General features: G+C 73.5%; 22 protein-coding genes. 5 read left to right on the top strand and 17 right to left on the bottom strand.

All coding sequences use genetic code 11. The annotated features are described in order from the left end of the window. Positions 1–32: 32 nt before the first annotated feature. From ACIP93_RS23710 to ACIP93_RS23675, 8 genes are all read right to left on the bottom strand, one after another. Positions 33–1,631: an ABC transporter substrate-binding protein gene (locus ACIP93_RS23710; RefSeq protein ID WP_401761495.1), complete on the bottom strand. Its 1,599-nt coding sequence runs from the start codon at positions 1,629–1,631 to the stop codon at positions 33–35. 137 nt (positions 1,632–1,768) lie between these two features. Continuing rightward, the gene (locus tag ACIP93_RS23705) at positions 1,769–2,893 is read right to left on the bottom strand and encodes an acyl-CoA dehydrogenase family protein (RefSeq protein WP_401761493.1); all 1,125 of its coding nucleotides are present in this window, start codon (positions 2,891–2,893) and stop codon (positions 1,769–1,771) included. After that, the gene (locus tag ACIP93_RS23700) at positions 2,890–4,071 is read right to left on the bottom strand and encodes an acyl-CoA dehydrogenase family protein (RefSeq protein ID WP_401761736.1); all 1,182 of its coding nucleotides are present in this window, start codon (positions 4,069–4,071) and stop codon (positions 2,890–2,892) included. The genes ACIP93_RS23705 and ACIP93_RS23700 overlap by 4 nt, the downstream gene beginning before the upstream one ends. A 68-nt stretch (positions 4,072–4,139) precedes the next feature. After that, positions 4,140–5,108 carry an NADPH:quinone oxidoreductase family protein gene (locus ACIP93_RS23695; protein WP_345225930.1) on the bottom strand — a complete coding sequence of 323 codons (969 nt, stop codon included), beginning with the start codon at positions 5,106–5,108 and terminating at the stop codon, positions 4,140–4,142. 204 nt (positions 5,109–5,312) lie between these two features. Beyond that, positions 5,313–5,747 (bottom strand): SRPBCC family protein, encoded by a 435-nt coding sequence (locus tag ACIP93_RS23690; RefSeq protein ID WP_345225928.1) that lies wholly within the window; start codon positions 5,745–5,747, stop codon positions 5,313–5,315. A gap of 35 nt (positions 5,748–5,782) precedes the next feature. Next, on the bottom strand, positions 5,783–6,559 hold the full coding sequence (locus ACIP93_RS23685; protein WP_401761491.1) for an SDR family oxidoreductase: 777 nt from the start codon (positions 6,557–6,559) through the stop codon (positions 5,783–5,785). Between the two features lie 315 nt (positions 6,560–6,874). After that, positions 6,875–7,621: a PIG-L deacetylase family protein gene (locus ACIP93_RS23680; protein ID WP_345225924.1), complete on the bottom strand. Its 747-nt coding sequence runs from the start codon at positions 7,619–7,621 to the stop codon at positions 6,875–6,877. An 89-nt stretch (positions 7,622–7,710) separates the two neighbouring features. Beyond that, positions 7,711–9,009, bottom strand: coding sequence for an alpha/beta fold hydrolase (locus ACIP93_RS23675; RefSeq protein WP_401761489.1), 1,299 nt, complete (start codon positions 9,007–9,009; stop codon positions 7,711–7,713). A 178-nt stretch (positions 9,010–9,187) separates the two neighbouring features. Here ACIP93_RS23675 and ACIP93_RS23670 point away from each other — a divergent pair, with 178 nt between their 5' ends. Both ACIP93_RS23670 and ACIP93_RS23665 read left to right on the top strand, forming a co-directional pair. Further along, positions 9,188–10,354, top strand: coding sequence for an ABC transporter ATP-binding protein (locus ACIP93_RS23670; RefSeq protein WP_401761488.1), 1,167 nt, complete (start codon positions 9,188–9,190; stop codon positions 10,352–10,354). Positions 10,355–10,529: 175 nt separating this feature from the next. After that, complete coding sequence (locus ACIP93_RS23665; protein WP_401761487.1) at positions 10,530–11,471, top strand: ion transporter; 942 nt, start codon at positions 10,530–10,532, stop codon at positions 11,469–11,471. On the opposite strand, the gene ACIP93_RS23660 is transcribed toward ACIP93_RS23665, so the two are convergent. Genes ACIP93_RS23660 through ACIP93_RS23650 form a run of 3 tightly spaced genes read right to left on the bottom strand, consistent with a single transcriptional unit; the run spans position 11,444 to position 13,730 of the window. Next, positions 11,444–12,391, bottom strand: a complete 948-nt coding sequence (locus ACIP93_RS23660; RefSeq protein WP_401761485.1) for an ABC transporter substrate-binding protein — start codon at positions 12,389–12,391, stop codon at positions 11,444–11,446. The genes ACIP93_RS23665 and ACIP93_RS23660 overlap by 28 nt on opposite strands. Beyond that, positions 12,388–13,062: an ABC transporter permease gene (locus ACIP93_RS23655; protein WP_345225913.1), complete on the bottom strand. Its 675-nt coding sequence runs from the start codon at positions 13,060–13,062 to the stop codon at positions 12,388–12,390. The genes ACIP93_RS23660 and ACIP93_RS23655 overlap by 4 nt, the downstream gene beginning before the upstream one ends. After that, positions 13,059–13,730, bottom strand: a complete 672-nt coding sequence (locus ACIP93_RS23650) for an ABC transporter permease (protein ID WP_401761483.1) — start codon at positions 13,728–13,730, stop codon at positions 13,059–13,061. The genes ACIP93_RS23655 and ACIP93_RS23650 overlap by 4 nt, the downstream gene beginning before the upstream one ends. Positions 13,731–13,911: 181 nt before the next feature. Here ACIP93_RS23650 and ACIP93_RS23645 point away from each other — a divergent pair, with 181 nt between their 5' ends. Then, positions 13,912–14,286, top strand: coding sequence for a tetratricopeptide repeat protein (locus ACIP93_RS23645; RefSeq protein WP_345225906.1), 375 nt, complete (start codon positions 13,912–13,914; stop codon positions 14,284–14,286). Between the two features lie 68 nt (positions 14,287–14,354). Here the strand turns inward: ACIP93_RS23645 and ACIP93_RS23640 are convergent, their stop codons facing one another. Continuing rightward, positions 14,355–15,512: a methyltransferase gene (locus tag ACIP93_RS23640; RefSeq protein WP_401761481.1), complete on the bottom strand. Its 1,158-nt coding sequence runs from the start codon at positions 15,510–15,512 to the stop codon at positions 14,355–14,357. A gap of 256 nt (positions 15,513–15,768) precedes the next feature. Here ACIP93_RS23640 and ACIP93_RS23635 point away from each other — a divergent pair, with 256 nt between their 5' ends. Beyond that, positions 15,769–16,218, top strand: a complete 450-nt coding sequence (locus tag ACIP93_RS23635; protein ID WP_401761479.1) for a nucleoside deaminase — start codon at positions 15,769–15,771, stop codon at positions 16,216–16,218. 76 nt (positions 16,219–16,294) lie between these two features. On the opposite strand, the gene ACIP93_RS23630 is transcribed toward ACIP93_RS23635, so the two are convergent. From ACIP93_RS23630 to ACIP93_RS23610, 5 genes are all read right to left on the bottom strand, one after another. Further along, on the bottom strand, positions 16,295–18,187 hold the full coding sequence (locus tag ACIP93_RS23630; protein WP_345225899.1) for an ABC transporter ATP-binding protein: 1,893 nt from the start codon (positions 18,185–18,187) through the stop codon (positions 16,295–16,297). Between the two features lie 182 nt (positions 18,188–18,369). Beyond that, positions 18,370–19,284 carry a LysR family transcriptional regulator gene (locus tag ACIP93_RS23625; protein ID WP_345225896.1) on the bottom strand — a complete coding sequence of 305 codons (915 nt, stop codon included), beginning with the start codon at positions 19,282–19,284 and terminating at the stop codon, positions 18,370–18,372. Further along, on the bottom strand, positions 19,281–20,474 hold the full coding sequence (locus ACIP93_RS23620; protein WP_401761477.1) for a glycine C-acetyltransferase: 1,194 nt from the start codon (positions 20,472–20,474) through the stop codon (positions 19,281–19,283). Before ACIP93_RS23620 ends, ACIP93_RS23625 begins: the two co-directional genes overlap by 4 nt. Positions 20,475–20,655: 181 nt before the next feature. Further along, on the bottom strand, positions 20,656–21,684 hold the full coding sequence (gene tdh / locus ACIP93_RS23615; RefSeq protein WP_345225890.1) for an L-threonine 3-dehydrogenase: 1,029 nt from the start codon (positions 21,682–21,684) through the stop codon (positions 20,656–20,658). Between the two features lie 210 nt (positions 21,685–21,894). Continuing rightward, a complete protein-coding gene (locus ACIP93_RS23610) occupies positions 21,895–23,346 on the bottom strand; it encodes a dihydrolipoyl dehydrogenase family protein (RefSeq protein ID WP_401761476.1) in 1,452 nt (483 codons plus the stop codon). A 125-nt stretch (positions 23,347–23,471) separates the two neighbouring features. On the opposite strand from ACIP93_RS23610, the gene trxA reads away from it, so the two are divergent. Further along, positions 23,472–23,867, top strand: a complete 396-nt coding sequence (gene trxA, locus ACIP93_RS23605) for a thioredoxin (protein ID WP_345225886.1) — start codon at positions 23,472–23,474, stop codon at positions 23,865–23,867. The last annotated feature ends 156 nt before the right edge of the window (positions 23,868–24,023 follow it).

Below are 24,023 nucleotides of genomic sequence, written 5' to 3'. Positions count from 1 at the left end.
GGGGAACCGGCGGCGTACCGCTGCGGCCGTGGTCACTTCTTCGGCTTCCAGTCCTCGACGTTCCACCAGGGGCCGGACGCCAGGCCGTGGTCGTGCGGCTCGATCTGGGTGGTGAGGGTGTCCCAGTTGTCGTTGACGACGTAGAGGTGGTCGATGTGGGTGAGGAAGGTGTAGCCCGGGTTCTTCACCAGCTCCTGCTGGACGGTGGTGTAGGCGGCCTTGCGGTCGGCTTCCTTGTTGGTGCGCCGGCCCGCTTCCAGGGCGGTGTCGACGGCCTTGTTGTCGTACCAGGCCATGTTGTTGAAGCCGTCGCCCGCGAGGGAGGACTTGAGCAGGGTGTACTGGTCGAAGTCGGGGTCGCCGGGCGAGCCGCCGCCCGCGAGGACGGCGTCCTGCTTCATCCGCGGCTCGATGACCTCCCAGGTGCCCGCCTGGGTCCTGATGTCGATGCCGGCCTTCTTGGCGTCGGAGGCATAGGCGAGGGCGTGGTCCTGGCGGAGCTTGTCGCCGGAGAGGTACCAGAGCGGGAAGGTGGCGCGCACGCCGTCCTTGACGCGGACCCCGTCGGCGCCTGGCTTCCACCCGGCGTCGTCGAGGATCTTCTTGGCCTTCGCCAGGTCGTGGACGCGCTCGGTGCCCTTGGCGAACCAGGGGCTGTCGGTCGGCACGGGCCCGTAGGCGGGCTTTCCGGCGCCGCCGAGGATCTTGTCGACCATGACCTCGCGGTCGACGGCGACGTCGAGTGCCCGGCGCACGGCGGTGTCGCCGGCGACCTCGTTGTGGGTGGGCAGGGTGACGGTGCGGTAGTCGAAGGACTTCGCCGCGTACGTCTTCCTGCTCTTGTCGCCCTGGAAGGCCTTGGCGAGGTTGGGCGGCAGGATCGCGCCGTCCAGGTCGCCGGAGCGCAGCCGGGTCATGCGGACGTCGTCGTCCTTGATGATCGCCATCGTGAACTTCTTCACGGCGGGCGCGCCGCCCCAGTAGCCGGGGTTCGCCTTGAAGCTGAGCTTCTCGCCCTTGGACCAGCCGGTGAGGACGTACGGGCCGGTGCCGACGGGCTTGGTGGTGAACTCGCCCGTGTTCACGTCCTGCTTGCCCGCGATGTGCTCGGGGGCGATCGGCAGGACGGTGCGCTCGGCGAACGGCGCGTACGGGTACTTCAGGGTGAAGACGACCGTGTCGTCGCCCCGGGCCTTGACGCTCTCGACGGCGTCCAGCTCGGTCTTGGCGGCGTTGTTGGTCTTCTTGTCGAGGATGGTCTCGTACGTGAAGACGACGTCCTTGGCGCCGAAGGGCTTGCCGTCGCTGAACTTCACGCCCTGCCGCAGTGTGTACGTGTACGTGAGGCCGTCGGCGCTGACCTCGGGCAGTTCGGCGGCGAGCGCGGGCTTCAGCTTCATTCCGGCGTCGAAGGCGAGCAGCCCGTCGAAGATCTTGGAGTTGCCGTCCTTGCCGTAGCCCAGGAGCGGGCTCAGGGACTCCGGCTCGTACGCGATGCCGACGACCGCGGAGTCCTTGGCGCCGGTTCCGGCGCCGGCGGTGCCGCCCGGCTTGGAGCAGGCCGCCGCGGTGGTGGCCAGGGTCGCGGCCAGCGTTACGGCGGCCGCCGTCCGTATCCTTCGGGCCGTCATGGCGCCCCACACCCCTTTTGGTGATCAACTGTTCTTGCAAACAGCGTGCAATTAAACAGTACGTAAGGGTGCCGTGCTGTCCCACCCCCTCGCGGGGCGGGACGGCACGCGAGGGGGCGAGTCCGCAGCTCAGCGGGTCAGTCCGGGACCGGAAGCCCGACGAGCCGCCCCACCGCCTCCCGGTGGGCCCCGGAGCTGCCGAGGGCGAGGGAGTCGGCCTTGGCCCGCTTCAGGTAGAGATGCGCCGGATGCTCCCAGGTCATTCCGGTTCCGCCATGGAGCTGGACGCACTCCTCGGCCGCGTGCACGGCGACCCTGCCGCAGTAGGCCTGCGCGAGGGCCGCCGCGAGCGGCGCCTCCGCGCTGCCGGCGGCGAGGGCGTCGGCGGCGTTGCGGGCGGCGGCGCGGGCGGACACGACCTCCAGCCAGAGCTGCGCCATGCGGTGCTTGAGGGCCTGGAAGGAGCCGATGGGACGGTTGAACTGGTGGCGCTCCTTGGTGTGGCGGACGGTCTCCGCCAGGCACCACTCCGCGAGGCCGAGCTGTTCGGAGGCGAGGAGTCCGGCGCCGGCGAGCAGCCCCCCGCGGACGGCCGCCCGGGCGGTGCCGCCGTCCGCGAGCAGGGTGCCCGCCGCACCGGCGAGGGCGACCTCGGCGAGCGGGCGGGTCAGGTCCAGGGGGATCTGCGGCGTGACGGACACGCCCTCCCCGGTCCGCTCCACGGCGTACAGCCCGGCGGCGGTCGGAACCAGCAGCACGTCGGCGGTGGCCGCGTCCGCGACGCCCGCGAGGACCCCGTCGGGTCCGGGCCGCAAGGTGACGTCGTCGGGCCCCGCGGCGAACGGGGCCACCAGGGCGGCCGTGCGCCGCCCGGACGCCAGTGCGCCGAGCAGTCCGGCCACGTCCGGCCTGCCGGCGTCGCACCCCAGCAGCACCTCCGTCGCCACCACCGCGCTGGTCAGGTACGGCGCGGGAGCCATCGCCCGCCCCAGCTCCTCCAGGACGACGGCGGCCTCCCGGTGCGAGGCGCCCTGCCCGCCCAGTTCCTCCGGCACGAGCAGCCCGGCGACGCCCATGTCGGCGGCGAGGGCCTTCCAGAGCTCCGGGTCGTACGGGTCGCCCTCCTCGGCGCGGACGGCGACGCGGGCGGGGTCGCCCCGGTCCGCGAGCAGACCGCGCACGGCGGCCCGCAGGTCCTCCTCGGTCTCGGAGTACAGCAGGTCGGGCGTGCGCGGCTCGGGCGTTTCGGCGGTGGGGCTCATCGGGCCAGGTCCTTCCAGGCGACGTCCTTGTCGGTGCGCGGTTCGGCGGGCAGCCCGAGGACGCGCTCGGCGACGATGTTCAGCAGCACCTCGGAGGTGCCGCCCTCGATGGAGTTGCCCTTGGAGCGCAGGTAGCGGTATCCGGCGTCGCGGCCGGTGAAGTCGACGAGTTCGGGGCGGCGCATCGTCCAGTCGTCGTACAACAGCCCCTCCGCGCCCCGCAGTTCGACCTCCAGGCCGCTGATCTCCTGGTTGAGGCGGGCGAAGGCGAGCTTCATGCCGGAGCCCTCGGGCCCCGGTCGGCCCGCGGCGAGCTGCTGACGCAGCCGCTCGCCGGCGAGCCGGGCGACCTCGGCCTCCACGTACAGGTCCAGGAGCCGTTGGTGCAGGGCGTGGGTGCGCAGTTCGGGGCGCTCGCGCCAGGTCTTCGCGACGGGGCCGATCATGCCGCCCTCGCGGGGGAGGCGGGCGCCGCCGATGGAGACGCGCTCGTTCATCAGGGTGGTCCTGGCGACCGTCCAGCCCTCCCCGGCCTCGCCGACGCGCAGGGAGTCGGGGATGCGGACGTCGCTGAGGAAGACCTCGTTGAACTCGGCCTCTCCGGTGATCTGGCGCAGCGGCCGCACCTCGACGCCGGGGTCGGTCATGTCGCACACGAAGTACGTCATGCCGCGGTGCTTCGGCTGCTCGGGGTCGGTGCGGGCGACGAGGATCGCCCACCGGGCGAGGTGGGCGCTGGAGGTCCACACCTTCTGCCCGTTGACGATCCAGGTGTCGCCCTCGCGCACGGCGCGGGTGCCGAGCGCGGCGAGGTCGGAGCCGGCCCCGGGCTCGCTGAAGAGCTGGCACCACACCTCCTCACCGACCCACAACGGCCGCAGCAGGCGCTGCTTCTGCTCCTCGGTGCCGTGGGCGAGGATCGTGGGCGCGGCCATGCCCAGGCCGATGCCGATACGGCGCGGGTCGTTGTCGGGGGCTCCGGCGGCGGCCAACTCGGCGTCCACGACGGCCTGGAGGCCGCGCGGCGCACCGAGCCCGCCGAGGCCGACGGGGTAGTGCACCCAGGCGAGCCCGGCGTCGAAGCGGGCCTTGAGGAAGTCGGTGCGACCGGTGGTGGCGGGCGGGTGGGCGGCGAGCAGTTCCCTGGTACGCGCGCGGAGTCGGGCGGCGTCGGCCACCGCTTCGGGCGCGGCGCCGGTCACCGGCCGCGATGCCGGGCCGGTCACCGGCCCGGACACGGGTTCCGTCATCGGGACGCTCCTTCCGGTACGACGGCCACGCGGCCGGTGCTGCGCCCGTCGGCGACGCGCTGGACCGCGTCGGCGGCGTCCTTGAGCGGCACGCGCTCGCTGATCAGCGGCCTGACGGCGCCCTCGGCGGCGAGCCGGGTCAGCTCGGCGTGGCAGGCGGCGACGGCCGCCGGGTCCTTGGCGTTGTAGAGCCCCCAGTGCAGGCCCAGAATGCTGTAGTTCTTCACCAGCGCGTGGTTGAGGGCGGGCGCGGGGATCGTGCCGCTGGCGAAGCCGACGACGACGATCCGGCCCTCGAAGGCGACGCACTTGGCGGACCGGGTGAACGCCTCGCCGCCGACCGGGTCGTAGACGACGTCCGCGCCGCGCCCGCCGGTGGCCTCCTTCACCGCGCCGACGACGTCGCCGCCGTGCCGGTCGACGACCAGGTCGCAGCCCAACTCCCGCGCCACCGCGGCCTTCTCGGGCCCGCCGACGACCCCGATCACCCGCGCACCCGCGGCCTTGCCGAGCTGGACGGCGGCGCTGCCGACCCCGCCGGCCGCCGCGTGCACCAGCAAGGTCTCCCCCGCCCGCAGGCGCGCGCGCCGGTGCAGGCCGAACCAGCCGGTCTGGTACCCGATGTGCAGGGCGGCCGCCTCGGCGTCGTCCAGCACGTCGGGCGCCGCCAGCAGCGCTGCCGCGTCCGCGACGGCGTACTCGGCGAAACCGCCGTACGGCAGCGCCGGGTTGGCGATGACGCGCCGCCCGTCCTCGGTCTCGCCGCAGATCTCGACGCCGGGGGTGAACGGCAGCGGCGGACGGACCTGGTACTCGCCCCGGCAGAGCAGCGCGTCGGGGAAGTTGATGTTCGCGGCGCGCACCCGGAGCAGTACCTGCCCGTCGCCCGGAACCGGCCGGTCCACCTCCTCCAGGCGCATCGCCGTCCCCGGCTCGCCGTTCTCGTGCACTCGCCATGCCTGCATCAGGGGGCCTCCACGCGCTGTCGTCGCCGCTACCGTGCACGCGCATACTAAGCGGTCGCTTGGACAGCCGGGAAGGGTTCGCCCGTACGAAGAGGCGCAGTCCCCCCGTTTCCTCCGCCGCGCGCTCGCCCGGGATACGACGACGCGCGGCGGCCCCGGTCCGGCACCGGGGCCGCCGCGCGGGCACGGAACGGCCGACAGGGGTCAGCCGGCGGCGAACCTCTCCCGGAGGGCGGCCAGGCCCGTGCCGTACGTGCCGTCGCCGAAGACCGCCTCGACCTGCGGGACAACCTCGTCGGCCCCGGCGTACTCGGCGCTCCAGTCGATCTCGGCGCCGTCCGCGTGCGGACGCACCGCGAGGGTGGCGACGTAGTCGGTGACCGGCAGCATCGGGTCGATCACCGTGTAGGTGTACGCGGCCGCCTCCTTGCCGAGCAGGCGTTCGCGGGCGACGACCCTGCCGTCGATCGTGAACACCCGTACCGCTCCGGGCGTCTCGGGGTCGGCGTCCTCCTCGACGGTGGACGGCGGGACGTGGGGGTGCCAGGCGCCGAGGCCGCCGAAGCCGCCGATGAGCTCCCAGACCTCGGCGGGCGTGGCGGGCACGACGGCCGTGCGGCGCAGTGTGTGCGTGGTCATGCGCGGTGCTCCCTCTTCCTGTGGGGTGTCGCTCGTCACCAGGTGCGGTCGCCGCGCAGGACGGCGTCGGCGCCGCCGTCGACGAAGACGACCTGGCCGGTGACGTGGGTGTTCTCCGCGGAGGTCAGCCACTCCAGGAGGGGCGCGACCTGCTCGGGGGCGGCGTGGCCGTTCAGCGGCATGGGGACGGCGCCGTCGACGACGGCGCGCGTCTGCGGATCGTCGATCATCGGCCGGGTCATCGGCGTGACGACGGTGCCGGGCGCGACGGCGTTGAGGGCGATGCCGGCGGCCGCCCAGTCCTCGGTGGCGGCGGTGCGGCGCACCCAGCGGGCGACGGACTGCTTGGAGGAGCCGTAGATCACGCGGCCCTCGCCGCGGTCCACCGCGGCCTGCGCGGTGGTGACCGCGGCGTCCTCGTCGCCGGAGAGCGCGGCCGCCACGAGGGCCTCGTCGGCGGGGTGGATCGAGGCGACCGAGGAGACGACGACGGCGCGCGGGGCGGCGGACGCGGCGAGCAGCGGACGCAGGCCCTCCAGGGTGGCGACGGCGCCGAAGTGGTTGACCCTGATGGTCAGCGGGTCGAAGGCGGCGATGCCCGCGCAGGCCACGACCGCGTCCAGTAGGCCGCCGGACAGCTCCGTGGCACGTGCCACCAGGGCGGTACGGCCTTCGGCGGTGGCGAGGTCGGCCGTGATGTCCGCGCCTTCGAGGTCGGCGCCGATCACGGTGTGCCCCCGGCCGCGCAGCCGGGCGGCGGCGGCCCGGCCGATGCCGGAGGCGGCGCCGGTGACGAGGTAGGTACGGGCCATGGAGGACTCCCTGGTCTCGCGGGCCGGGCAGGGGTCGCCGTACGGGCCCGTGCGGGCTCGGCGGCGAGGATCACCGAGAGCGCCACCTTATGCCCGCATGGCACAACGTGCCAAGGTGCCGTGAGGTGCCACACCGGTCTCGCACCGGGGCCGGGGGCGTCGCCCGGTGCGCGTCCGCCACCGGTGCCGTCGGCCGCGGGAGGACGCACCGACACCGTTGACGGCGGGAGGGGCGGGGCGGACTCTCCTCGCGACGGGCCCCGCCGCGCCCCCTCCGCCGAACGGTGCGCGGCAGGGTCCCGGGGGGGTGCCGGCTCAGCGGTGGAAGACCTCGAAGGCCACCGCCGGGATTCCGCCGAAGCGCTGGGCGTTGGCCTCCACGTTCGCGGTGAGGAAGCCGCGGCAGTACTGCTCGGGGTCCTCGTCGGTCAACGCCTCGATGTACGCCCGGTGTTCGAGCAGGGAGAGCACCGAGCGCTCCAGGCCCGGCCGGGCGTCCACGGCGTGCGTGGGCGACGTGGTGCCGGAGACGGCGACCCAGCGCACCCCGTCCCAGGGCGCGAGGCCCTGCTCGGCGAGCTCGGGGAAGATCCACCGGTTGCCGGCGTCCCCGGCGGCGTCCAGCGTCGCGCGGCCGACGGCGAGGTGGTCGGGGGTGTTCCAGACGCTGGTGCCCCAGGTGTCCCGGTGGTTGAGGGTGATGACCAGTTCGGGCCGGTGCCTGCGGATGGCGGCGGCGATGTCGCGGCGCAGCGCGGGCCCGTACTCGATCACCCCGTCACGGTGGTCGAGGAACTCGACCTCGGCGACGCCGACGACGGCGGCGCTCGCCCGCTGCTCCTGCTCGCGCAGCGGGCCGCACTTGGCGGGTTCCAGGGTGTCGATGCCGGCCTCGCCGCGGCTGGCGAGGACGTAGGTGACCTCGCGTCCGGCGTCGGTCCATCCGGCGACGGCCGCCGCGCACCCGTACTCCAGGTCGTCGGGGTGCGCCACGACGGCGAGGGCCCGCTGCCAGTCCTCCGGCATGGGCTGGAGCTGATCGAACGGCATTGCTGTAGTCATACGCGCAGGATAAGTCGGGGCACCGGCATCAACCCCGGGCGCGCGGGAACCAGTTCGGGTCCCTGACGCACCCGGGGCGGGCGTCCGGCTCAGGTCTCGTCGCGCGCCAGCGCCAGCAGCCGGTCCAGCACCCGCGGTCCCCCCGCCCGTACCCCGTCGTGCTCGAACTCGTCGGTCACCCAGGTGCGCAGGCCCCGGATCGCGCGGGCGGTCTCCAGGGAGTGCGCGGTGTCCACGTACATGTCGTCGTGGTAGACGGCGGCGGCGACCGGCACCTCGTTGGCGGCGAGCCGCGCCGGGTCGTACAGCGGCGCCCAGTCGGTGCGGGCGGCGAGGAGTTCGGCGGTCTCGCGCAGGGGGCGCAGCGCCGGGTCCGCCTCGAAGTGCCAGGGGTGGATGGTCTCGCCGGTCAGCGGCAGCGGCCCGTCCCCGGCGAGCGCCGCGGCGGCGTCGAAGCGGGGGAACTCCGCGCGCACCCGTTCGGCGGCCCAGGCGGTGGGCTCCTGGCCCTGCCCGTAGATCGACTCGTGCAGCAGGGCGTACAGGGGGTGCCCGGCGAAGGAGAGGGCGGCCTGTACGTTCTCCAGGAAGGCGTCCGAGAGGGCGGGGCCCCCGGGGGTCGGCACGAAGGCGCCCTCCAGCAGGTGGTGCAGTTGGTGACTTCCGTCGCCGACGCCCAGGCCGAGGCCCAGTGACTGGAACGCCTCGGGGGTCAGCGTGTAGCCGCTCGGGGTGACGGTCGGGTGGGCGGCCAGGTGGGCGGCGATGTCGCGGGCCCGTTGGACGTCCTGCGGATAGCGCGCGTAGTGGGCGGCGACCTTGCGCTCGATGCGCGGATAGGCCGCCCGGTACACGTCGTCGGCGTGCGCGTGGAGCGAGGGGAGGCCGCCGGTGATCAGGACGGTGGCCAGGCCCTCGGGGGCCGCGGAGAGGTAGTGGGTGGCGCAGAAGCCGCCGAAGCTCTGGCCGAGGACCGTCCAGGGGGCGCCGCCGGTCAGCCGGGGCCGGACGGTCTCGCAGTCCCGGACGATCGAGTCGGCCCGGAAGTGCGCCAGGTGGTCCGCCTGCTCGCGGGGGCCGCCGCGCAGCGGCAGGGTCTGCCGGTTGACCGGGCTGGAGAGGCCGGTGCCGCGCTGGTCGAGCAGGAGCACCCGGAACTCGCGCAGCGCGCGGCCCAGCCAGGCCTGCTGCCCGACGAAGCGGCGGGCGCCGAATCCGGGGCCGCCCTCCAGGTAGACCAGCCAGGGCAGGTCGCTGTCCTCGCGTCCGGCGGCCACGACTTCGCGCGCGTACAGCTCGATCTGCTCGCCGGAGGGGTCGGCGTGGTCGAGGGGAACGGTGAAGCGGTGGTCGGTCTGGACGGTTCCGGGCTGGCGATAACGGGTCACTCTTGCTCCTGCTCAGTCCTGTGGCGGTGGTCTGCGGTCAGTTCAGCACACCGCCGCGGAGCGTCCGGACCCGCCCCGAAGCACCCCGGGTCGCCCGGGGCGCCCGGGGCCCCGGAGCGCCCACCCGGTCGGTCCCGGCCCGCGCGCGGGGCGGCCCGCGCGCGCCTAGCGTGCGTACATGATCCGGTTCGAGCAGGTCAGCAAGGTGTACCCGGACGGCACCAGCGCCGTCAACGGACTGGACTTCGAGGTGGCCGAGGGCGAACTGGTCACCCTGGTCGGTCCGTCCGGCTGCGGCAAGACCACCACCATGATGATGGTCAACCGGCTCATCGAACCGACCGCGGGCCGCATCCTGGTGAACGGCGAGGACATCGCGGGCGTCGACCCGGTGGAGCTGCGCCGCCGGATCGGCTACGTCATCCAGCAGGTCGGCCTCTTCCCGCACCGCACGGTCCTCGACAACACCGCCACCGTGCCGTTCCTGACCGGCTGGAAGAAGGACCGGGCGCGGGCCCGGGCCGCGGAGCTGCTCGACCTCGTCGGCCTCGATCCGTCCGTGTACGGCCCCCGTTATCCCGAGCAGCTCTCCGGCGGCCAGCGCCAGCGCGTGGGCGTCGCCCGGGCGCTGGCCGCGGACCCGCCCGTGCTGCTCATGGACGAGCCCTTCGGCGCGGTCGACCCGGTGGTGCGCGAGCGCCTCCAGGACGAGTTCCTCGGCCTCCAGGCGACCGTGCGCAAGACCGTGCTGCTGGTGACGCACGACATCGAGGAGGCGGTCCGGATGGGCGACCGGATCGCGGTGTACGGGCAGGGGCACATCGAACAGTTCGACACTCCGGCGTCGGTGCTCGGCGCACCGGCGACCCCCTATGTGGCGCAGTTCGTGGGCGCCGACCGCGGCCTCAAGCGGCTGTCGGTGACCTCCGTCCAGCAGGAGGACCTGGAGGAGCCGCCGCGCGCCCGGCTCGACGAGCCGGTGGGGCCGGCCGCCGCCCGGCTGCGCGCGGAGGGCGCGCGCTGGGCGGTGGTGCTCAACGAGCGCGGCGAGCTGCACGGCTGGGTGTCGACCGACGACCTGGCCCGGGTGGGCTCCGACGACCTGGTGGTGGGGAACCTGGCCCGGCGGATGAACGCGTGGGTGCCGATGGGGGCCCCGCTGAAGCACGCGTTCAGCGAGATGCTCCAGTGGGACGCGGGCTGGGTGGCGGTCCTGGACGGGGCGCGCCTGGTGGGCGTGCTGACTCCGGGCAAGCTGCACGAGGCGCTGCGTCGCTCGGTGGAGGCGGACGCGCTGGGCGTCGCACCGCACGAGGTGGCGTTCGACTCGGTCGCGGACGCGTAACCGCACGCCGGGGCCCAGGGGCACAACGGCGCGCCGGGGGCTCGTTCGCGCAGGTGTGCGCGCCGTCCGTCGGTGCGGTGACAACCTCCGGGTCCGGTGTGAGGGGTGGTGTTCACGGATAGGGGTGCGGACGGCCCTGTCCTCCACCACACCATGCCGGGCGGAATGCGACCTCATGAACCACAAGCACCGCGGTACCCGCGTCTCCCCCGCCCCGCGCCCGGGCCCGCGGCGGGCACTGGCGCGCAGGGCCGGCCGGCTCGTCGAAGCACCCTGGTTCTCGGTGGTCGTGATGGCCGTCATCCTCGCCAACGCCGTACTGCTGGGCGTGGAGACGTACGCGGGTCTCGCGCAGCGCCACCACGCCGCGCTGACCCTGCTGGAGAATTGTTTCCTCACGGTGTTCACGGTGGAGGTGGTGCTGCGGCTCGCCGCGCACGCCGACCGTCCCGGCGACTTCCTCCGCAATCCGTGGAACGTCTTCGACGCCGCCGTGGTGCTGTTCGCGTTCCTGCCCGTCACCAGCGACAACACCACGCTGCTGCGGCTGCTGCGGCTCTTCCGGGTGCTGCGCACGGCGCGTTTCCTGCCGCAGCTGCGGGTGATCGTCACGGCCCTGGGCAAGTGCCTGCCGGGCACCCTGAGTTTCGTGCTGGTGGGCACGCTGCTGCTGTACGTGTACGCGATGGTGGGCTGGCTGTTCTTCGCCGCCTCCGACCCCGAGCACTACGGCTCGCTCGGCCGGGCGGTCGTCACGCTGTTCATCCTGATGTCGCTGGACGGCCTGGGCGACGCCGTGCACGCCGGGCTGCTCATCTCCCCCTGGTCGCTGGTCTATTACGGCTCGTACGTGCTCCTCAGCTCCTTCCTGCTGGTGAACTTGCTGATCGGGGTGGTGATCAACTCCCTGGAGCAGGCCCGCGAGGTGGACCTCGGCACGAAGTCCGACCTGCCGCCCGCGATTCCCGGCCCCGCCCACCGGCGGCACACCGGCGATCCCGGCCAGGAACCGGACCCGCTGGACGCCTTCGGGGTGCGCGACCGGATCCTGGCCGCCCGGCTGGCCCTGGACGACGCCGAACGGCTGCTTCAGATCAGCCGCTTGGACTCCAGGTAGGCCCGCGCCACGTCCTGCGGCAGCCGCCGCCAACTGTCGACCTGCCGGTTGAGGGAGGCCAGGTCGGCGGTGGTCAGTACGGTGTTGAGCTTGCCGAGCGCCTTGGTGACGCCCGCGGAGCCCGCTTGGGCCCTGTTCACCACGGGCACGATGTGATCCGCGTTCTGGAGGTGCTTGTCGTCCTCCAGCAGGACCAGGCCGAACGCGTCCAGGGTGGCGTCGGTGGTCGTGGTCAGCACCATCTGGTCCTGCCCGCTCTGCACGGCCTGCTTGGCGGGGGTGGTGCCGACGCCCTTGGGGTCCACGGCGGTGATGTCGATGCCGTACGTCTTGCGCAGCCCGGGCTCGCAGTACGGGCGCTGCACGCACTCGTCGCCCGCCGCCAGCCGCACCGGGAGCCCAGACCTGCCGAGGTCGGAGAGCGTCGTGAGGCGGTGTTCCCTCGCGTACGACGCGGAGACCGCGAAGGCGTTCTGGTCGACGGCCCGGCCCGGGTCGAGCACGGTCAGTCCGCGCGGCTCCGCGAGCGCGCGCAGGGCCCGCAGGGTGGCCGCCGGGTCGGGCGAGCCGACGGGGGCGGCGTCGGCGCCGTTCTCCTTGGCGTTGAGCCAGTCGGCGAAGGTGGCCGCGTACTCCGGGACGACGTCGATCTGGCCGCTCTCCAGGGCGGGCTCGTACAGCTCCCGGTTGGTGACGGACAGGAGGGAGGTGCGGTATCCGGCCCGTTCCAGGAGCAGGGCGTACATCTGGGCCAGCAGGTCGCTCTCGGTGAACCCGGCCGAGCCGACGACGATGTCCCGGCTGTCGCCGGGGGCCGCGGTGATCTCGCCCCGGTTCTCCAGCGAGGGCCCGGTCGCGCAGGCGGTGGCCGTGGTCGCGAGGAGCAGCAGAGCGGCCCCGTGCCGTCGTCGCCCCGTCATCCGGCCCTCCCCCGCGCCCAGGGGGGCGCCAGGCGCTGCGCCCCTTCGAAGAGCCCTTCGACCAGCAGGGCGAAGACGGCCACCAGCACCGCCCCGGCCAGCACTTGCGGTGTGCTGGCGAGGTTGAAGCCGGCGGTGATGATGCGCCCCAGTCCGCCGCCGCCGGCGAGCGCGGCGAGGGTGGCCGTCGCCACGAGCTGCACGGCGGCGATCCGCACACCCGTGAGGATCAGGGGCAGGGCGAGCGGAAGTTCCACGTGGAACATCAGTTGGCGGCCCGTCATGCCCATCCCCCGCGCGGCCCGCACGGTGTCGCGGTCGACGCCCCGCATCCCGACGTAGGCGTTGGTGAGCAGCGGCGGCACCGCGAACAGCACCAGGGCGATGATCGTCGGCCACTCCCCCGCGGCGCCCAGCGGGGTGAGCAGCAGGAGGACCAGCACGGCGAAGGTGGGGACGGCCCGGCCGACGTTGGAGATGTTGACGGCGAGCGTCCCGCCCCTGCCGAGGTGGCCCAGCACCAGGGCGACCGGCAGGGCGATCAGGCAGCTGAGCAGCAGGCACACGACGGTGAGGAAGAGGTGCTCGCCGAGCCGGCTCCAGATGCCTCCGTCGCCGTTCCAGTGCGCGGCGCTGGTGAGCCAGGTCCAGGCGGCGGTGAGGGTGTTCATGCGCGCGTCCAGGGGGTGAGCAGGCGCTGTGCGCCCAGCAGGAGCAGGTCGGCGGCGACGGCGATGAGCACGCAGAGGACGGAGGCGATGAGGACCTGCGCCTTGAAGTAGGTGTTCATCCCGGAGTAGATGAGGTTGCCGAGTCCGCCGTGGCCGACGATCGCGCCGACGGTGACGAGGGAGACCGCGGAGACGGTGGCGATGCGCAGGCCCGCCATGGCGGCGGGGAGCGCCAGGGGCAGCTCGACGGCGAGCAGGAGACGGACCGGCCCGTAGCCCATGCCGCGCGCGGCCTGCCGGGTCTCCTCGGGCACGGAGCGCAGACCGGCGAGCAGGTTCCGGACGAGGAGGGTCAGCGAGTACAGGACGAGCCCGGCGACCACCAGGGACGCGGAGAGCCCGTACACGGGCAGCAGCAGCGAGAACATCGCCAGCGAGGGGATGGTGTAGAGCACCGTCGTCACCCCGAGGACCGGTGCGGACGCCCATCGCCAGCGGCGGGCGGCGATCGCCAGGGGAAGCGCGACCAGGAGGCCGAGCAGCACGGACACGGCGGTCAGCTGGAGGTGCTGGAGCACCGCGTCGGCGAGGATGTGGCGGCGGCTGGAGAGGTAGGCGCCGCAGATCCAGTCGTTGCGGGCGAGGCAGTCGTCCGGGGGCGCCGTCATGGGTCCATTGCAGCCCGGGGGCCCGGCGGTCGCCCGTCCGCGTGGACCGTACGGGTGCCGCCGCAGCATGGTGGAATGTTCAACCACTTGGGTGTGTTGGAGGGGGTGAACAGCCGTCCGGCTGCACCCCAGGCGATCCGGCCGCATCGGGCCGGAGTCGCCCGACGGAAGAAGGGCGCACGTGAACGTGCAGGTGAACCTCAACGACGCGTACTACCAGCGGGGCACCGAGGCCGAGCGCTGGGACCGCGCGCAGCTCTTCTTCGACGCCAAGGAGTACGACAAGGCGGCGCGCGTGCTGCGGCCGCTGGTCGACGAGGCGCCGGAGCTGACCTCGCCGCGGCTGCTGCTGGCCCGGGCGTACTACCACTCCGCCCAGCTCGCCAGGGCCGAGGCGGAGCTGCGCGCGGTGCTGGACGGCTGCCCGGTGGAGCAGTACGCGCAGCTCATGCTGGGGCGCACCCTGGAGCGCCAGGGCCGCCACGAGGAGGCCGCGCCGTACCTGCGGACGGCGGCCGCCCTGTCCGGCGACTTCGACGCGCTGGAGAGGGCCTGAGTGAGGTGCTGCGCGCGGTCGTTCCGTGACGGCGCGCAGCACCGCTCCGCATCACTCCTTGCGGGACATCACTTCTTGACCGAGCGCAGCACCACGAACTTCGGGTCGCTCGCGACCACGTCGCAGTTGCCGAAGAGGCGGCGCAGCCGCAGGTGGTAGCCGAGGTGCCGGTTGCCGACCACCCACAGTTCCCCGCCGGGGCGCAGCACCTCGCGCGCCCCGGCGAACATGCGCCGGGCCGTGGCGTCGGTGGTCGCCTGGTGGGAGTGGAACGGCGGGTTGTTGAGGACCAGGTCGACCGACGCGGCGGGGAGGCCGGCCGTTCCGTCGCCGACGGTGAACTCGGCCCTGCCGCCCGCCGGCACGTTCGCCCGGTACGTCGCCTCGGCCGAGGCCACCGCCTGGTACGACTCGTCCACGAACAGGACCTCGGCGCCGGGGCGGGCCAGCGCGGCGGCGGTGCCGACGACGCCGTTGCCGCAGCCGAGGTCGAGGACGCGGGCCGGGCCGGCGCCCCCGGGCAGGTGCTGGAGGAAGAACCGGGTGCCGATGTCGAGGCGCTCCGCGCAGAAGATGCCCGCGTGGTTGGTGACGGTGATCCCGGAGCCCGCTCCCGCGTCGCCGTCCAGGGTGTACGTCAGCGGCCAGGGGCCCGTGGTGCGCTCGGGCGCGGCGCCGGGGGTGCAGAAGATCAGGCGGGCCTTCTTCTCCGCGAGGGAGGTGCGGGTCGGGCCGATGATCCGCTCGAAGAGGCGCAGTGTGGAGGTGTGGATCTCCTTGACCATGCCGGTGCCGATGACGACGGTGCCCTCGTGGACGCCGGGGGCCAGCCGGTGCAGCTGGTCCTCCAGGAGCGCCAGGCTCTTGGGCACCCGCACGAGCAGGACGTCGACGCGCGCGGGCGGGGTGTCGCGGGTCGACAGCAGGCCCAGCGTGCCGGGGTCGACGCCGTTGCGGGCGAGGTTGGCACGGGTGGCCCGGTGGCCGAGGTAGGAGTCGGTGATCTGCACGGGCCGGTGCGCGGCCAGGGCGGTGACGAGGGCGCCCCAGCGGTCGCCCAGGACCACGACGTCGCCGGAGAGGTCCGTCGGCGGTACGTCGCCGGAACCCGCCAGGTGCCTCAGGAGGTATTCGTCGGCGGCGTCCCACGCGCGCAGCGTGTCACGGGGGTCCTCGGGGAAGCGGGCAAGTGCGGACACGCCCCAGGGCGTCGTCAAACGGTTCATCGTGGGTTCAGGCTAACCCGCTGCGCCGGACCCCGGGTCGCCTCCCCCTGTCCGGCGGTCCCGCCCTGCGCGGCAGGTCAGCGCGTACCCGGGCGTCCTCGCGGCGGGGAGTGCCGCCTTCCGGACCGCGGTGCGGCGGCCCGGCCCGTGTCCGCCGGGCCCCGTGCTCGGAGCGGTGCCGTACGCGGCGCCGCGCCGCCGTGACGTCCGACACTCGTACCGTCCGCACTCGTACCGAACGCCAGGAGAAGAACCCATGGATCACCACCAGGCCCGTCAGTGGCTGGCGACCGCCGTCGCGGAGGCCGAGGCCGGTCTCGCCGAGGGCGGCATCCCGATCGGCGCGGCGCTGTACGGCGCGGACGGCACGCTGCTGGGGCGCGGTCACAACCTGCGCGTCCAGGACGGCGACCCCTCGATGCACGCGGAGACCTCCGCCTTCCGCGACGCCGGGCGGCAGCGCTCGTACCGGGGCACCACGATGGTGACGACCCTGTCGCCGTGCTGGTACTGCTCGGGGCTGGTGCGTCAGTTCGGCATCTCACGGGTGGTCGTCGGCGAGTCGGAGACCTTCCACGGCGGGCACGACTGGCTGGCCGAGCACGGCGTGGAGATCATCGAGCTGAACGACCCGGGGTGCGTGCGGATGATGCGGGAGTTCATCGCGGCGAAGCCGGAGCTGTGGAACGAGGACATCGGCGAGTAGCGCCGCCGGGGGACGGGAAGGGGGCGGGACCGGCACGGTGCCGGTCCCGCCCCTGCGCGCTCTCCCGCCCTGCCGTTCAGCGGACGGGGTGCGCCTCCTGCTCGGCCTTCGGGCGTTCGAACTGGGTGCGGTGGAGCTGTTCGTAGCGGCCGCCGGCGGCGAGCAGTTCGGTGTGGGTGCCGCGTTCGACGATCCGGCCGTCCTCGACGACGAGGATCAGATCGGCGGCCCGCACGGTGGAGAGCCGGTGCGCGATGACCACCGCGGTGCGTCCGTCCAGGGCCTCGGCGAGGGCTTCCTGCACGGCCGCCTCGGACGTGGAGTCGAGGTGCGCGGTGGCCTCGTCGAGGATGACGACGCGCTGCTGGGCCAGGAGCAGGCGGGCGATGGTGAGGCGCTGGCGCTCGCCGCCGGAGAGCCGGTAGCCGCGCTCCCCCACCACGGTGTCCAGGCCGTCCGGCAGGGAGGCCACCAGCCCGTCGAGGCGCGAGCGGCGCAGGGCGTCCCAGATGTCCTCCTCGGTGGCCTCGGGGCGGGCCAGGAGCAGGTTGGCGCGGACGGACTCGTGGAAGAGGTGGCCGTCCTGGGTGACCATGCCGAGCGTGCCCCGCAGCGAGTCGGCGCTGAGGTCGCGGACGTCGACGCCGCCGATGCGCACGGTGCCCTCGTCCGCGTCGTACAGCCGGGGCAGCAGTTGCGCGATGGTGGACTTGCCCGCTCCGGAGGAGCCGACGAGGGCGATCATCTGGCCGGGTTCGGCGCGGAAGGAGACCTCGTGCAGCACGTCGGTGCCGCCCCGGTTGTCGAGGACGGCGACGTCTTCGAGGGAGGCGAGGGAGACCTTGTCGGCGGACGGGTAGCCGAAGGTGACGCGGTCGAACTCCACCGACACCGGCCCCTCGGGGACCTTCCGCGCGTCCGGCTTCTCGGCGATCAGGGGCTTCAGGTCGAGGATCTCGAAGACCCGCTCGAAGCTGACCAGCGCGCTCATCACCTCGACGCGGGCGCCGGCCAGCGCGGTCAGCGGGGCGTACAGCCGGGTCAGCAGCAGGGCCAGGGCGACCACCGCGCCCGGGTCCAGGCTGCCGCGCAGCGCGTAGAACCCACCGAGCCCGTAGACCAGGGCCAGGGCGAGGGCCGAGACGAGGGTCAGGGCGGTGATGAAGGTGGACTGCACCATCGCGGTGCGCACCCCGATGTCCCGCACCCGGCGGGCCCGGGCGGCGAACTCGGCGGACTCGTCGGCGGGCCGCCCGAACAGCTTGATGAGGGTCGCGCCGGGAGCGGAGAAGCGTTCCGTCATCTGCGTGCCCATGGTGGCGTTGTGGGCGGCGGCCTCCCGCTGGAGCCTGGCCATCCGGGAGCCCATCCGCCGCGCGGGCACCACGAACACCGGCAGCAGCACCAGCGCGAGCAGGGTGACCTGCCAGGAGATGCTGAGCATGACCGCGAGGGTGAGCAGCAGGGTCACCAGGTTGGAGACGACGCCCGAGAGGGTGTTGGAGAAGGCCCGCTGCGCGCCGATGACGTCGTTGTTCAGCCGACTCACCAGAGCGCCCGTGCGGGTCCGGGTGAAGAAGGCGACGGGCATCCGCTGCACGTGGTCGAAGACCGCCGTGCGCAGATCGAGGATCAGCCCCTCCCCCAGGGTGGCCGAGAGCCAGCGCGTCGCGAGCCCGAGCCCGGCCTCGGCGACGGCGATCACGGCGATGAGCAGGGCGAGCCGGGTGACGGTCCCCGTCTCGTCGCCCTTGACGATCGCGTCCACGACCTGTCCGGCGAGCACCGGGGTGGCGACCGCCAGCAGAGCGGTGACGACGCTGAGCGCCAGGAACTGGACGATCTTCTTGCGGTGCGGCGCGGCGAACACGGCGATGCGGCGCAGCGCGGCCCGGGAGAAGGGACGTCTGTCCTGCTCCGCGGTCATGACGCTGTGCATCGACGTCCAGGCGGTGACTTCCATGTCCACGGGGTGCCTCCGGCATGCGTGAGTCCGACGATCTTCGAGTCCCGTCGGCCTGTGCGGCTGGGGGAACACTCCGAACGCTAAAACCTCAACCGGACTTGCGGTCAACCGATTCCCCGAACCCCACCCGAACGAGTGTGCCCATCACGGGAATTGACCCTGCCGCACCACCGCGAAGCCGCACGTCACCCGGGAGCGAGCCCCGCCGCCGAGGCCACCAGGGCGTCCAGCACCGGCCGGATCAGGGGGTGCTCATCGGCCCCCCGGCGTACGGCAGCGAACACCCGGCGGGTCGCCGCCGGCCCCGCCACGGGACGTACGACAGCCTCCTTCAGCTCCATCCCCAGCAGGGCGGAACGCGGCACCAGGGCGACCCCGGCGCCGGCGCCGGCGAGCGCGACGACGGCGCGGAAGTCGTCGGACGAGTGCTTCAGGCGCGGCTGGAACCCGGCGCGTTCACAGGCCAGCAGCACCATGTCGTGACAGGGGTTGCCGGGGTAGGGCCCGATCCAGTCGCTGTCGGCGAGCCCGGCGAGCGCCACCTCCGGGTGCGCGCACAGGGGGTGCGCGGCGGGCAGCACCGCGTCGAAGGGCTCGGCGTACAGCGGTACGCGCGCCAGCCTGCGGTCGTCCTCGCGGGGCGCACCCCGGTAGTCCACGGCGACCGCCACGTCCGCCTTGCCGCCCAGCACCAGCGGGAGGCTCTCGTCGCCCTCGGCGTCCCAGACCCGCATGGTGATGCCGGGGCGCAGGGCGCGCAGCCGGCCGACGGCGGGGGCGACGACCTCGGCGATGCCGGTGGCGAAGGAGGCGACGGCGACCTCGCCCGCGACGCCTCCCGCGTAGTCGGCCAGCTCGGCCTCGGCGCGCTCCAGCTGGGCGAGGACGGCGTGGGTGTGGGCGAGCAGGATCTCCCCCGCCGCCGTGAGCTCCACGCCCTTGCCGCCGCGGATCAGCAGGGAGTGCCCGGTCTCCTGCTCCAGCGCGTTGAGCTGCTGGGACACGGCGGAGGGGGTCAGGTACAGCGCGGAGGCCGCGGCGGTCACCGTACGGTGGTCCGCCACGGCCCGCAGAATGCGAAGCCGTCTGGGGTCGATCACCCAGCCAGTGTCGCCCGTGCGTCGACGAACGCCGCAATCGCCCTCTCGACGTCCTCGGTGGAGTGCGCGGCGGACAGCTGCACGCGGATGCGCGCCTTGTCCATGGGCACGACCGGGTACGAGAACCCGATCACGTACACGCCCCGCTCCAGCAGCAGCTCGGCCATGCGGCCCGCCTCGGCGGCGTCGCCGATCATGACGGGGGCGATGGCGTGGTCGCCGGGGAGGACGTCGAATCCGGCCTCGGTCATCTTGGTGCGGAACAGCCGGGTGTTCGCGGCCAGCTTCTCGCGCAGCTCGCCGGCGGACTCCAGCAGGTCGATGACCTTGAGGGAGGCGGCGGCGATGACCGGGGCCAGGGAGTTGGAGAAGAGGTAGGGGCGCGAGCGCTGGCGCAGCAGGGCGACGATCTCGGCGCGGGCGGCGACGTAACCGCCGGACGCGCCGCCGAGTGCCTTGCCGAGGGTGCCGGTGACGATGTCCACGCGGTCCATCACGCCGTGCAGCTCGGGGGTGCCCCGCCCGCCTTCGCCGACGAAGCCCACCGCGTGCGAGTCGTCGACCATGACCAGGGCGTCGTACTGGTCGGCGAGGTCGCAGATCTCCTTCAGCGGGGCGACGTAGCCGTCCATGGAGAAGACGCCGTCGGTGACGACGAGGCGGCGGCGGGCGTCCTGGGTGTCCTGGAGCTGCTTCTCCAGGTCGGCGAGGTCGCGGTTGGCGTAGCGGTGGCGGCGGGCCTTGGAGAGGCGGATGCCGTCGATGATGCTGGCGTGGTTGAGGGCGTCGGAGATCACCGCGTCCTCGGGGCCGAGGAGGGTCTCGAAGACGCCGCCGTTGGCGTCGAAGCAGGAGGAGTAGAGGATCGTGTCCTCCTGGCCCAGGAAGGACGAGAGGCGGGCCTCCAGCTCCTTGTGGATCTCCTGGGTGCCGCAGATGAAGCGCACGGACGCCATGCCGTAGCCCCAGCGGTCCAGGGCGTCCTTGGCGGCGGCGACGACCTCGGGGTGGTCGGCCAGGCCGAGGTAGTTGTTGGCGCAGAAGTTCAGGACGTCCGCCCGCCCGCCGTCGGCGGTGACGCCGACGGTGGCGCTCTGCGGGCTGGAGATGACGCGCTCGGGCTTGAAGAGGCCCGCTTCGCGGATCTCGTCGAGGGTGGCGCGGAGTTCGTCGCGGACGGACGCGTACATGAGGAGCTCCCTGGGGGACGCGGTACGGAAGGATTCACGGTGTCGGACGGGCGCGGGCCGAAGCCCTGCGGAGGCCGGTCGGGCGCCTGGCGGGTGAGCCGGGGAGAGGGTGCCCGGGCGCCCGGCGGGTGGGCCGGGGGCCCGGGCGCCCTGGGGCGGACCGGGCTTCGAGCGGCGGGGCTCACGCCTCCCAGTTCAGGATGATCTTGCCGCTGCGGGCGGTCGCCGCCTCGTCGAAGGCCGCCTCGAAGTCCTGGTAGCCGTACGAGCCGGTGATGACGGGGGTCAGATCGAGGCCGCCCTCGATCAGCACCGTCATCGCGTACCAGGTCTCGTACATCTCGCGCCCGTAGATCCCCTTGACCGTGATCATCGACGTGACGATCTTCGCCCAGTCGACGGCGAACTCCTCGGCGGGCAGGCCCAGCATGGCGATGCGGCCGCCGTGCGTCATGTTGGCGACCATGTCGCGCATGGCCTCGGGGCGGCCGGACATCTCCAGGCCGATGTCGAAGCCCTCCTTGAGGCCCAGCGTGTGCTGCGCCGCGGCGATGGACGACTCGGCGACGTTGACGGCGAGGGTCGCGCCGGCCTTGCGGGCCAGTTCCAGGCGCGGCTCGCTGACGTCGGTGATGACGACGCTGCGGGCGCCCGCGTGCTTGGCCACGGCGGCGGCCATGATGCCGATCGGGCCGGCGCCGGTGATCAGGACGTCCTCGCCGACCAGCGGGAAGGACAGCGCGGTGTGCACGGCGTTGCCGAACGGGTCGAAGATCGCCGCGACGTCGAGGTCCACCTTCGTGCGGTGCACCCACACGTTCGAGGCGGGCAGCGCGACGTACTCGGCGAAGGCGCCGTCCACGCCGACGCCGAGACCGACGGTGGCGCGGCACAGGTGGCGGCGGCCGGCCAGACAGTTGCGGCACTTGCCGCAGACCAGGTGGCCCTCGCCGCTGACGATGTCGCCGGGCTCGATGTCGGCGACGTCCGCGCCGACGTGCGCGACCTCGCCGACGAACTCGTGGCCGAGCACGCGCGGCGTGGTGACGGCCTGCTGCGCCCAGCCGTCCCAGTTGCGGATGTGCAGGTCGGTGCCGCAGATGCCGGTGCGCAGCACCTTGATGAGCACGTCACCGGGCCCGGTCTCGGGCTCGGGGACGTCCATGAGCCACAGCCCGGGCTCGGCCTTGTGCTTGACGAGTGCTCGCATGGCTGTGGCTCCTGGAGGTAGTGCGTGACGGTGGCGCGCGGACGGCGCCGGTCCATGGCAGGACGCCACGGAACGCCCATGGTGATCGCCTGCGGGCTCCAATCTGCCGACCTGCGGCGGCCGCGTCCATCGAGGTTTTCTTAAGTGGCCCCCAAGGGGAGCTTCATTCGCACGCGCGCCCGCCGCTCGCGCCCGCTCCCGGTACGCGCTTCACCCCCGGTAGGTCTCCAGCAGCCGCAGCCACACCTCGCTGATCGTCGGGTACGAGGGGACCGCGTGCCACAGCCGGTCGATCGGCACCTCGCCGACCACGGCCACCGTCGCGGAGTGCACGAGCTCGCTGACGCCCGGGCCGACGAAGGTGACGCCGACCAGGGTCTCGGTGTCGAGGTCCACGACCATCCGGGCGCGGCCCGTGTACCCGTCGGCGTAGAGGCCGGCCCCGGCGACCGCGCCCATGTCGTAGTCGACGGCGCGCACCCGCCGCCCGGCCCGCTCGGCCTCCGCGAGGGTCGCGCCCACCGATCCGGCCTCGGGGTCGGTGAAGACCACCTGCGGCACGGCGGCGTGGTCGGCGGTCGCGGAGTGCGCGCCCCACGCGGCGTCGTCCACGGCGCGGCCCCGCGCCCGGGCGGCGATGGCGTCTCCGGCGACGCGGGCCTGGTACTTGCCCTGGTGGGTGAGGAGCGCCCGGTGGTTGGCGTCGCCGACGGCGTACAGCCAGTCCGAGCCGGTGACCCGGCAGCTGTCGTCGACGTCGAGCCAGGAGCCGGGCTCCAGGCCGACGGTGTCCAGTCCGATGTCGTCGGTGCGCGGCGCGCGGCCCACCGCGAAGAGGATCTCGTCGGCCCGGAGCGCGTCGCCGCCGTCGAGGGTGACGGTGACGCCCGCGGCGTCGCGGTGGACGGCCGACACCGAGGCTCCGGTACGGACCGTGGCCCCGGCCGCTTCGAGGGCCTCCCGGACGAGCTCGCCCGCGAAGGGTTCCATCCTGGGCAGCAGGCCCTCCTCGCCCCGGACGAGGACGGTGACCTCGGAGCCCAGGGCCTGCCAGGCGGTGGCCATCTCGACGCCGACCACTCCCCCGCCGACGACCACCAGCCGCCCCGGCACGGACTGTGCGCTGGTGGCCTCCCTGCTGGTCCACGGCCGGGCGTCGGCGACGCCGGGCAGGTCGGGCACGACGGCCCGGGTGCCGGTGCACACGGCGACGGCGTGGCGGGCGGTGAGCGTGGTCAGGGCGCCGTCGGGGCCTTCGACCACGACGCGCTTCTCCCCGGCGAGCCTGCCGTGGCCCCGGTGGATGTCCGCGCCGATCGACTCCAGCCAGCCGACCTGCCCGTCGTCCTTCCAGTGCGAGGTGTAGTCGTCGCGGTGGGCGAGCACGGCCGGGGCGTCGAGGGGGCCCCGCACCGCCTGCCTCAGCCCCGGCACGCGACGGGCGTCGGCCCGGGCGGTCACCGGGCGCAGCAGCGCCTTGCTGGGCATGCACGCCCAGTACGAGCACTCGCCGCCGATCAGCTCGGCCTCCACGACGGCCACGCTCAGGCCGCCCGCGCGGGCCCGGTCGGCCACGTTCTCGCCCACCGGTCCCGCGCCCAGCACCACCACGTCGTACGCCCGCGTCGTGCGGTCTTCTTCGTTTCCCGCGTCAGTCGTCATGAAGCTCAGTCTGATGGGTGGTGTGGGCAGCGACCACAGGGGAAGGCGGTCCTGCGGAATAGCGCCTCGCCGTCCGTCGTTGAGCGGGGACGGCGACGCGCTGAATGACGGAAGAGGAGCACACCATGGCCACTGTCGAACTCACGAAGGAAAACTTCGACTCGGTCGTCACCGACAACGACTTCGTTCTGATCGACTTCTGGGCCTCGTGGTGCGGTCCGTGCCGTCAGTTCGCCCCGGTGTTCGAGAGCGCTTCCGACCGTCACGAGGACCTCGTCTTCGCCAAGGTCGACACCGAGGCGCAGCAGGAGCTGGCGGCGGCCTTCGAGATCCAGTCGATCCCGACCCTGATGATCGTCCGGGACAACGTCGCGGTGTTCGCCCAGCCGGGCGCGCTCCCCGAGGCGGCGCTGGAGGACGTCATCGGCCAGGCCCGCAACCTGGACATGGACGAGGTCCGCAAGTCGATCGAGCAGGCGCAGGCGCAGGCCGCCTCCGGAGAGACCAAGGAAGCGGGCTGACTCGTCCGTCTCCCCGTACGCGGCCTCCCCGTACGCGGCACAGTGGGGGGCCCCCCCCCCCGGGGGGGCCCCCCGCCCCGGGCGGGCCCCCCCCCCCCCCCCCCCCCCCCCCCCCCCCCGCCCCCCCCCGCGGCCCCGCGCGGCCCGGCCCCGGCC

Origin of the sequence: Streptomyces sp. NPDC088745 (assembly GCF_044751045.1) — a bacterium.
GTDB classification, from domain to species: Bacteria; Actinomycetota; Actinomycetes; order Streptomycetales; family Streptomycetaceae; genus Streptomyces; species Streptomyces cremeus.
This window is presented reverse-complemented; position numbering and strand designations above follow the sequence as displayed.

Coding starts and splice junctions, on each gene's coding strand:
- ACIP93_RS23690 (WP_345225928.1), bottom strand. CDS start 5,747: ATGACCACGCACACACTGCGCCGCACGGCCGTCGTGCCCGCCACGCCC.
- ACIP93_RS23620 (WP_401761477.1), bottom strand. CDS start 20,474: ATGTACGCGTCCGTCCGCGACGAACTCCGCGCCACCCTCGACGAGATC.
- ACIP93_RS23695 (WP_345225930.1), bottom strand. CDS start 5,108: ATGCAGGCATGGCGAGTGCACGAGAACGGCGAGCCGGGGACGGCGATG.
- ACIP93_RS23710 (WP_401761495.1), bottom strand. CDS start 1,631: ATGACGGCCCGAAGGATACGGACGGCGGCCGCCGTAACGCTGGCCGCG.
- ACIP93_RS23705 (WP_401761493.1), bottom strand. CDS start 2,893: ATGAGCCCCACCGCCGAAACGCCCGAGCCGCGCACGCCCGACCTGCTG.
- ACIP93_RS23610 (WP_401761476.1), bottom strand. CDS start 23,346: ATGACGACTGACGCGGGAAACGAAGAAGACCGCACGACGCGGGCGTAC.
- ACIP93_RS23660 (WP_401761485.1), bottom strand. CDS start 12,391: ATGACGGGGCGACGACGGCACGGGGCCGCTCTGCTGCTCCTCGCGACC.
- ACIP93_RS23670 (WP_401761488.1), top strand. CDS start 9,188: ATGATCCGGTTCGAGCAGGTCAGCAAGGTGTACCCGGACGGCACCAGC.
- ACIP93_RS23635 (WP_401761479.1), top strand. CDS start 15,769: ATGGATCACCACCAGGCCCGTCAGTGGCTGGCGACCGCCGTCGCGGAG.
- ACIP93_RS23650 (WP_401761483.1), bottom strand. CDS start 13,730: ATGACGGCGCCCCCGGACGACTGCCTCGCCCGCAACGACTGGATCTGC.
- ACIP93_RS23680 (WP_345225924.1), bottom strand. CDS start 7,621: ATGACTACAGCAATGCCGTTCGATCAGCTCCAGCCCATGCCGGAGGAC.
- ACIP93_RS23665 (WP_401761487.1), top strand. CDS start 10,530: ATGAACCACAAGCACCGCGGTACCCGCGTCTCCCCCGCCCCGCGCCCG.
- ACIP93_RS23640 (WP_401761481.1), bottom strand. CDS start 15,512: ATGAACCGTTTGACGACGCCCTGGGGCGTGTCCGCACTTGCCCGCTTC.
- trxA (WP_345225886.1), top strand. CDS start 23,472: ATGGCCACTGTCGAACTCACGAAGGAAAACTTCGACTCGGTCGTCACC.
- ACIP93_RS23655 (WP_345225913.1), bottom strand. CDS start 13,062: ATGAACACCCTCACCGCCGCCTGGACCTGGCTCACCAGCGCCGCGCAC.
- ACIP93_RS23685 (WP_401761491.1), bottom strand. CDS start 6,559: ATGGCCCGTACCTACCTCGTCACCGGCGCCGCCTCCGGCATCGGCCGG.
- tdh (WP_345225890.1), bottom strand. CDS start 21,684: ATGCGAGCACTCGTCAAGCACAAGGCCGAGCCCGGGCTGTGGCTCATG.